The sequence below is a fragment of the Saccharopolyspora sp. NPDC050389 genome (assembly GCF_040655595.1).
In the GTDB taxonomy this organism is placed as follows: domain Bacteria; phylum Actinomycetota; class Actinomycetes; order Mycobacteriales; family Pseudonocardiaceae; genus Saccharopolyspora.
Genome location: NZ_JBFAKG010000111.1, coordinates 20794 through 29243, shown reverse-complemented (window position 1 = coordinate 29243; position 8450 = coordinate 20794). Strand labels below are relative to the sequence as shown.

General features: G+C 70.3%; 7 protein-coding genes. 6 read left to right on the top strand and 1 reads right to left on the bottom strand.

Going from position 1 to position 8450, the window contains the following annotated elements; all coding sequences use genetic code 11:
• The first annotated feature begins 240 nt into the window (after positions 1-240).
• From AB0I53_RS42835 to AB0I53_RS42825, 3 genes are all read left to right on the top strand, one after another.
• Positions 241-924: a GNAT family N-acetyltransferase gene (locus AB0I53_RS42835; protein WP_358615149.1), complete on the top strand. Its 684-nt coding sequence runs from the start codon at positions 241-243 to the stop codon at positions 922-924.
• A gap of 196 nt (positions 925-1120) precedes the next feature.
• Positions 1121-3424, top strand: coding sequence for a molybdopterin cofactor-binding domain-containing protein (locus AB0I53_RS42830; protein WP_358615147.1), 2304 nt, complete (start codon positions 1121-1123; stop codon positions 3422-3424).
• A 15-nt stretch (positions 3425-3439) separates the two neighbouring features.
• Positions 3440-3907: a (2Fe-2S)-binding protein gene (locus AB0I53_RS42825; RefSeq protein WP_358615145.1), complete on the top strand. Its 468-nt coding sequence runs from the start codon at positions 3440-3442 to the stop codon at positions 3905-3907.
• Positions 3908-3955: 48 nt separating this feature from the next.
• On the opposite strand, the gene AB0I53_RS42820 is transcribed toward AB0I53_RS42825, so the two are convergent.
• Positions 3956-5458: a long-chain fatty acid--CoA ligase gene (locus AB0I53_RS42820; protein WP_358615143.1), complete on the bottom strand. Its 1503-nt coding sequence runs from the start codon at positions 5456-5458 to the stop codon at positions 3956-3958.
• 130 nt (positions 5459-5588) lie between these two features.
• On the opposite strand from AB0I53_RS42820, the gene AB0I53_RS42815 reads away from it, so the two are divergent.
• The 3 genes from AB0I53_RS42815 to AB0I53_RS42805 all read left to right on the top strand — a co-directional run bounded on the left by AB0I53_RS42815 (position 5589) and on the right by AB0I53_RS42805 (position 8350).
• Positions 5589-5780 (top strand): DNA-binding protein, encoded by a 192-nt coding sequence (locus tag AB0I53_RS42815; RefSeq protein WP_358615141.1) that lies wholly within the window; start codon positions 5589-5591, stop codon positions 5778-5780.
• Between the two features lie 114 nt (positions 5781-5894).
• Positions 5895-7079, top strand: a complete 1185-nt coding sequence (locus AB0I53_RS42810) for a M20 family metallopeptidase (RefSeq protein WP_358615139.1) — start codon at positions 5895-5897, stop codon at positions 7077-7079.
• On the top strand, positions 7076-8350 hold the full coding sequence (locus tag AB0I53_RS42805) for an MFS transporter (RefSeq protein ID WP_358615137.1): 1275 nt from the start codon (positions 7076-7078) through the stop codon (positions 8348-8350). The genes AB0I53_RS42810 and AB0I53_RS42805 overlap by 4 nt, the downstream gene beginning before the upstream one ends.
• Positions 8351-8450 lie beyond the last annotated feature (100 nt).

Sequence of the window (8450 nt, the reverse complement as noted above, 5' to 3'; positions counted from 1 at the left end):
TCGCGCCACCCGTCACGACGTCGGCAAGACCATCAAACGCGACCTCACCCTCCAACAACACCAAAACCGCACAGGTTAAACAACAAGCTATAGCGCCCCAAACCACTCACGACCCCGGGCGACCTGGGGCATTCCGCGCAACCGGATTCTCACGTGGTGATACCGCAAGAGGATCCTTGAACCGCGCGACGTTGCGCGAAAAAGTGGTGGCATGGAACTCAGTGCCGGAAGGAGTGGCCGATGACCGCTTCGCCGCTCGACAATCCCGCGTGGGCTTCGCTCACCGGCCCGCATGCCGGCTTCGCCGAGAAGCACGGGCAGGTGCTGCGCTACCCCGTCGACATGGCGCCCTTCCTGGCGATTCCCGACGAGTTCGGCGACGACGGCTGGCGGGACGTCGCGGCGCTGGCCGGGCCGGGCGCGGTGGTCGCCTTCTCCGGGCGGGCGCGAACGCCTCCGCGCGGCTGGGAGACCGTGGAGCAGCTTCCCGGCGTGCAGCTGGTCGACGACGGCGTGGTCGGCGTCGAGGACGACGAGGCGGTGCGGCTCACCGCGGCGGACGTGCCGGAGATGCTCGACCTCGTCAAGCGCACCCAGCCCGGGCCGTTCCTGCCGCGCGTCGTCGAGCTCGGCACGTACCTGGGGTTCCGGCGTGGCGGCCAGCTCATCGCGATGGCCGGCGAGCGGCTGCACCCGCCCGGCTGGACGGAGATCAGCGCGGTCTGCACCGATCCGGCGTTCCGCGGGCAGGGCCTGGCCACCCGGCTCATGGGCGCCGTCGTCGCCGGTATCCGGGCCCGGGGCGAGAAGCCGTTGCTGCACACGGTCGCGTCGAACACAAACGCCATCCGGCTCTACGAGTCGATGGGCTTCCGGCTGCGCTACCGGCTGTTCTTCTCCGCCGTGCGGGTTCCGGAAGCCTGACCGACCCGTGCGTGCTTTGTGTTGCTATAGCAGCACAAAGTACGCACGGGTGCGGGCGGCGGGTGCCCGCGGCCTGCGGCGTTGACCTCGACATTGATCGTCGTTACAGTTCCGCTGGCTGAACGGCGTTGCGCCGTCTGCTCGGCTCGCGTTCGGTTGCCGGGCCCAACGGGGTGCCTGGCGGAGGGGATCGCCGATGACCACTGTTGATCATGGATCCCAGGAATCCGGCGCGAACGTCCTCGGGCGGCGGCGGTTTCTCGGTTACGTGCTGGCCGCTCCCACGCTGGTGGCCGCCGCCGAGCTCGGCCTCGCGCAGCGCGCCGAGGCGGCCGTGCCGTCGCCAGGCGTGGCCGAGCTGTTCGACCTCAACGACCTGCTGACGGAGGCCGCGCGGCCGACCTCCAACCTGATCACCGTCGCGATCAACGACGACGGCACGGTCTCCTTCGCGCTGCCTCGCGCCGAGGTCGGGCAGGGCATCACCACCTCCACGGCCATGCTGATCGCCGAGGAGATGGACGTGCCGCTGGAGAACGTCCGGGTCACGCTGGCCGATGCCCGGCCGGAGCTGCTGTTCAACCAGCTCACCGGCGGCTCGAACACGACCATCTCGACCTACACCCCGATCCGGATCGCCGCCGCCGTCGCCAAGGGCCGGTTGCTGCGCGCGGCCGCGATCGAGCTCGGCTCCGTCGTAACCGACCTGACGTTGAAGGCCGGTGTGATCACCGATCTCGCGGGCCGCAGCATCGGCATCGGCGCCCTGGCCGGGAAGGCCGCGAGCACGCGGACCGAGCAGGTGCCCGTCGAGCTCAAGCCACGCGAGAAGTTCGACGTCATCGGCAAGCCGCACAACCGCACCGACGCCGTCGCGGCGGTCACCGGGCGCAAGAAGTTCGCGATGGACCTCGACATCCCGGACGCGAAGCCGACGATGGTGTGCCGGCCGCCGACGATCAACGGCACCGTCGAGTCCGTGGCCAACCTCGCCGAGGTTCGCGCCATGCCGGGCGTCACCGATGTCGCCGTGGTCTCCACCGGCGTCGCGGTCCGCGCGGAGACCTTCGGCCAGTGCATCGACGGCGTGCGGGCGCTGCGGGTCACGTGGAATCCCGGTAGCGCGGAAGGGAAATCGGACGACACCGTGCTCCGCGAGCTGAAGTCCGCCGAGCTGCCGCTCGCGGTGCCGCCGCTGACCAGCACCGTGGACGGCGACTTCACCTTCTACTTCCGCGGCAACAGCGCGCTGGAGCCCAACTGCGCGGTCGCCGACGTCCGCGCCGGCCGGGCCGAGATCTGGGGCGCGCTGAAGTCGCCCATCGTCGCCCGGCAGACCATCGCCGCCAAGCTCGGCCTCCCGCCCGGCGCGGTCACCGTGCACGTCGTCGACGGCGGCGGTTCCTTCGGCCGCAAGCTGTTCTTCGACGCCGCGCTCGAAGCAGCCGAGATCTCGCAGCGGTTCGGCAAGCCGGTGAAGCTCATGTGGCACCGCGCCGACGACGCCCGCCAGGGACGCACGCATCCGATGGCCACGTCGCGCGTCCGCGTCGGCTACGCCAGCGGCACCGTGCTCAGCTACGAGCAGCGGCACACCAGCGTCGCCACCGACTTCGGGCACGGCCTCGGCGAGGTCCTCACCGCCATGTCGGCGCAGCTGCCCGTCGGCGACTTCACGTTCGCCCAGACCATCTTCCAGCTCACCCAGTCGATGCCCTACGACTTCGGCGTTGCCACGCAGCTGCTCAACGAGACCGACAAGGGCTTCAACACCGGCAGCATGCGCAACATCTACTCTCCCGACGTCACCTGCGCCCGGGAGCTGATCGCCGACCGGCTCGCGGCGGAGATGGGCAAGGATCCCTACCGGTTCCGGCGCGATTTCCTCCAGGACGACCGCTCGCGGGCCGTGCTGGACGAGGTGGCCGAGGCCGGCGGGTGGGGCCGGGAAATGCCCGCGGGCACGGCGCAGGGAATCGCCTTCCACGCCGAATACCACGGCGTGACGGCGGCGCTGGTCGAGATCGACTGCCGGCCGGAGACCGTCGACCGCCCGATCCGCGACGGCGTGGCCGGGCCGCGCGTCACCAAGGCGATCTTCGCCGTCGACGTCGGGCTCGCGGTCAACCCGCGCGGGCTCGAAGCGCAGATGATGGGCGGCATCATGGACGGCATCGCCCTGGCGCTCACCTCCAGCCTGCACCTCGAAGACGGGCATTTCCTCGAAGCCAGCTGGGACAACTACTTCTACACCAGGCAGTGGAACACCCCGCTGGAGCTGAAGGTGATCGTGATGCCGCCGACGACCGGCGAGCCCGGCGGCGCCGGCGAACTCGGCGTCGCCGCGTCGATGGCCGCGGTCGCCTGCGCCTACGGGCGCGCCACCGGGAGCATGCCCACCAGCTTCCCGATCAACCACGGCACCCTCGGCTTCGAGCCCAAACCGACCGTCCCGCCGATCCCGCAGTCGCCCACCGACGGCCTCGACCACGCGCGCTGACGCCAAGGAGATCCCGTGCCAGAGCACACCTTTCGACTCAACGGTGAGCAGGTCACCGTCAACGTCGCCGACGACGTGCGGCTGCTGTGGGTGCTGCGCGACGTCCTCGGCGTGACCGGGCCGAAGTACGGCTGCGGGATCAACGTCTGCAAGGCGTGCACCAGCCACCTCAACGGCAAGGCGTTCAACCCGTGCTCCGTGCCGGTCAAGGACGTCGGGCCCACCGACGAGATCACGACGATCGAAGGGCTCGGCGGCGAGGACCTGCACCCGATGCAGGAGGCGTGGCTGGACCACGACGTCGCACAGTGCGGCTACTGCCAGCCGGGCCAGATCATGGCCGCCGTGGCGCTGGTCCGCCGGGCCGCCGCGGAAGGCCGCGAGATCACCGACGCGGACATCGACGGAATCCGCAACATCTGCCGCTGCGGCACGTACTTCCGCATCCGCGAAGCGATCAAGGCCGGCGCGGCGAAGATGTGACGGCCCGGCATCCCAGGCTGGCGGCGATTTCGCTCGAAATCCGCCCGGTCAACGTTGCCGCAGGGCCTTCTTGAGGATCTTGCCGCTCGGTCCCTTGGGGAGTTCGTCCAGGACCCGGACTTCGCGCGGGCACTTGTACCCGGCCAGGTGTTCGCGGCTGAAGGCGATCAGCTCGTCGGCGTCCGGGCTGCTCCCCGGCTGCAGCGCGACCACCGCGACGATCTCCTCCCCCATGCGCGCGTCGGGCCTGCCGATCACGGCCGCCTCGCGGATCGCGGGATGGGCGTAGAGCACCTCTTCGACCTCGCGTGGATAGACGTTGTAGCCACCACGGATGATCAGGTCTTTCTTGCGGTCGACGACGAAGAAGTAGCCCTCTTCGTCGCGGTAGCCGAGATCGCCGGTGTGGAACCAGCCGCTGCGGAACGCCGCCTCGGTCGCCTCCGGGCGCTTGTAATAGCCCTTCATGACGTTGTGGCCGCGGATCACGACCTCGCCGATGTGCTCGGCGCCGGGCGGCAGCTCGCGGTCGTCCTCGTCGAAGATCTTCACCTCGACGCCCCACAGCGGCCGGCCGATCGAGCCGATCTTGCGCTCCGCCGCGCTGCAGTTGAACGTCGCGACGGCGGCGGTCTCGGACAGGCCGTAGCCCTCCAGCACCACGATGCCCGGCACTTTCCGCTCGAACTCCCGCAGCACCTCCTCGGGCATCGCCGCCCCACCTGAGATCCCTGCCCTCAGCGAGGCGAGATCCCGGCCGGCGAGATCTTCGCCGAGCAGCGCGAAGTACATCGTCGGCACGCCGGAGAAGATCGTGCAGCGATGCCGCTCGATCGCGTCCAGGACGACTCCGGCGTCGAACTTGGTGATGAGCACCGCCGACCCGCCGAACCGGATCACCGGGCCGAGCACCGTGACCAGGCCGAACACGTGGAACAGCGGCAGCACCACGACGCTCACGTCGTCCGCGGAGACGCCGAACCGCTCGCCACCGACGGTGCAGGCCATGAACAGCTCGAAGTGCGTCAGCTCGGCGCCTTTCGGCTGACCGGTCGTGCCACTGGTGTAGAGCACGACCGCCGTGTCGTCGGCCTCCACGGCGGTGATCTCGCCGGTGTTCTCGGCCGCGCACAGCTCCTCGAATGGCTTCGTGCCGCCGGGAGCGGCCGAGCCGACGACGTAGACGGGCACTCCGTCCGCGGCCTTGACGGCTTCGTCCGCGAAGGACTCGAAGGTGATCAGCAGCGAGGCTTCGCTGTCGGTGAGGTGGTAGGCGATCTCCGGCGCCCGCAGCATCGGGTTCAGCGGCACCATCACGAGACCGGCCTTGAGGATGCCGAAGTAGGCGAACAGGAATTCGGGCACGTTCGGCAGGTGCACGACGACCTTGTCGCCGCGGCGCAGGCCGGCCGCCTGCAGCCCGGCCGCGACGCGCCCGCTGAGCTCGTCGACCTCCCGGTAAGCGATGGATCGCGCGCCGAAGTGCACCAGAGGCGCTTCGGGCCGTTCGGTCGCCGATTCCCGCAGCATCGTCGCCAGGTTGAATCCCATGCCCACTCCGTCGATTCGGGGAACGGCGGCGCCGCCCGGACAGCTGGTACCGACCAGTCGGTATGCGCGCAGCCTACGTAATGGTGATCTGGCACACAAGGCGCCGGCCGGGTGGCGCTACCATCCGGGCATGGCGGACTCCGGCTTTCCCAATGGTGTGGGCGCACCCGCGACGCGGGCGCTGAACGCGGCCGGCTACACCGAGCTCCGGCAGCTCGACGGCGTTCCGGCCGCCGAGCTGAAGAAACTCCACGGCATGGGCCCGAAGGCGCTGACCCGGCTGCAGGAAGCGCTCCAGGAGCTCGGCCTGTCGCTGTCCTGATCGATTTCCCGCACGCAACCGCGCCTCCGCAACGGTTTCCCGACATTCTGATGTTCCACGGGTGCCGGGCGGTCATCCTGACCGTGACGTGATCACGAGGCGAGGAGACTGCCGTTGTCCACACGCGAGCTGCAGGACGAGTTGGTGCGGTTGCGGCGGCAGCTGCACGCCGAACCCGAGATCGGGCTGGATCTGCCGCGCACCCAGGAGAAAGTACTGGCCGCACTGGACGGACTACCGCTGGAGATCACCACCGGCAGCGGGCTGAGCTCCGTCACCGCGGTGCTGCGCGGCGCGCGCCCGGGCCCGACGGTGCTGCTGCGGGCCGACATGGACGCCCTGCCCGTGGCCGAGCAGACCGGCGTGGACTACGCCTCCCGGATCGACGGCCGGATGCACGCCTGCGGGCACGACCTGCACACCGCGATGCTGGTCGGCGCCGCGCGGCTGCTGACCGAACGGCGCGCGGAGCTGGCCGGCGACGTGGTGCTGATGTTCCAGCCCGGCGAGGAGGGCAGCGACGGCGCGGGGAAGATGATCGCCGAAGGCGTGCTGAAGGCCTCCGGATCACGCCCGGTGGCCGCCTACGGCATGCACGTCATGGCCGCGCGCCACGGCCTCGGCACCTTCGTCACCCGGCGCGGCCCGCTCATGGCGGGCGGCGACCTGCTCCGGGTGACGGTGCGCGGCGCGGGCGGCCACGGCTCCACCCCGCACCGCGCCAAGGATCCGATCGCCCCGGCCTGCGAAATGGTCGGCGCGCTGCAGGCGCTGGTCGCGCGCACCGTCGATCCGTTCGAGACGCTGGTGCTGACAATCGGCAGCTTCCACTCCGGCAACGCGGGCAACGTGATCCCGGGTGAAGCGGTCTTCGACGGCTCGCTGCGCTGGTTCTCCGCGTCCGCGCGGGACGCGGTGTGGGATGGCATCGCCGCCGTGTGCAACGGCATCGCGGCGGCCCACGGCGTCGAGGTCGACGTGGACATCAGCGAGTACGTGCGCGCCACGATCAACGACGACGCCGAGGCGGAGTTCGCCGCGCAGGTCGCGGCGGACGCGCACGGCGACCGGTTCTCCTGGCTGGAGCGCCCGGTCACCGGCGGCGAGGACTTCTCCCGCGTGCTGGAACAGGTTCCGGGCGCGTTCATCTTTCTGGGCGCGTGCCCGCCGGACCGCGATCCGGCCACCGCGCCGGACAACCACTCGCCGTTCGCCGTCTTCGACGACAGCGTGCTCGCCGACGGCGCCGCGCTCTACACCGAACTCGCCATCCGCCGCCTGGCCCGGAGGCGGCCTTGACCGCCGAAACCGATCAGCACACGAAGCCTCGGAAGTGGCGAACCATCGTCAGCACCGGCGCGGGCAACGCGTTGGAGTGGTTCGACTGGAACGCCTACGCCGTCTTCACACCGTTCTTCGCCGCGCAGTTCTTCCCCGCCCACGACAGCACCAGCGCCGTGCTGTCCAGCCTGGCGATCTTCGCCGTCGGGTTCCTGATGCGGCCGCTGGGCGGGCTGCTGTTCGGCTGGTTCGGCGACCGGATCGGCCGCCGCAGCGCCATGGTCGGCTCCATCGCGCTGGCCTCCGGCGGCAGCCTGCTGATCGGCGTCGCGCCGACGTACGAAACGCTCGGCATCGGCGCGGCGCTGCTGCTCGTGGTCGCCCGGCTGTGCCAGGGACTCGGGCACGGCGGCGAGATGCCCGCGGTGCAGACCTACGTCGCGGAGATGGCGCCGCGAGGCCGGCGCGGGCTCTGGTCCAGCCTCGTCTACACCTCGGGCACCTGCGGAATCCTGGCCAGCTCCGCGCTCGCCGCGGCGTTGACGACGGTGCTGTCGCCGGGCGCGATGAGCGCTTGGGGCTGGCGGGTGCCGTTCCTGCTCGGCGGCGTCGTTGGGCTCTACACCCTCGTGATGCGGCTGCGGCTGGCCGAGACGCAGGTCTTCGACCGGCAGCGGGCGACCAGCCGACCGCCGCTGTGGCGGAGCTTCTGGGAGCAGCGCACCGCTTGCCTGCGAGTGATCGGGCTGACCGTCGGCGGCACCGTGGTGTTCTACACCTGGGTGGTTTCCGCGCCCGCGCAGGCGATCAGCGTCCACCGGCTCGACCCGTCCTCGGCGCTGTGGGTCGGCGCCCTGGCGAACGCGGTGTTCATCCTGGTGCTGCCGCTGTTCGGGGCACTTTCGGATCGCATCGGCCGCAGACCCGTGCTGCTGCTGTCCTTCGTGGGCAGTGCCGTGGTCATCTACCCGCTGAGCTGGCTGATCCGGGACCAGATCTGGCAGTTCGCGGTCGCGATGATCATCGCGCTGCTCGTCATCGCGCCGGGCCCGGCGATCATGCCCACGGTGTACGCGGAGCTGTTCCCGACCCGGATGCGAACGGCGGGCGCCGGCTTCCCCTACGCCATCGCGACGGCGGCGTTCGGCGGCAGCGCGCCGTACCTGCAGACCTGGCTGGCCAGCAGCGGCCGCGGCGACGTGTTCCTCGGCTACGCGGTGATCCTGCTGGTGATCAGCGCCGTCGTCGCCTACCGCATGCCGGAGACCAAGGACATCGCCCTCGACTGACCCGCCGAGCAGTGTTTCCGCAAGTCCGGGGCCGTGAGTCTTTTGGGTCGCTATAGCAGCCCAAAAGTCGACGCGTTGCAGAACACGGTGATCGTCACGG

What these genes read in the sequence shown, in the direction of transcription:
- AB0I53_RS42835 (WP_358615149.1), top strand. Translation starts at nt 241, where the DNA reads ATGACCGCTTCGCCGCTCGACAATCCCGCGTGGGCTTCGCTCACCGGC.
- AB0I53_RS42830 (WP_358615147.1), top strand. Translation starts at nt 1,121, where the DNA reads ATGACCACTGTTGATCATGGATCCCAGGAATCCGGCGCGAACGTCCTC.
- AB0I53_RS42820 (WP_358615143.1), bottom strand. Translation starts at nt 5,458, where the DNA reads ATGGGATTCAACCTGGCGACGATGCTGCGGGAATCGGCGACCGAACGG.
- AB0I53_RS42815 (WP_358615141.1), top strand. Translation starts at nt 5,589, where the DNA reads ATGGCGGACTCCGGCTTTCCCAATGGTGTGGGCGCACCCGCGACGCGG.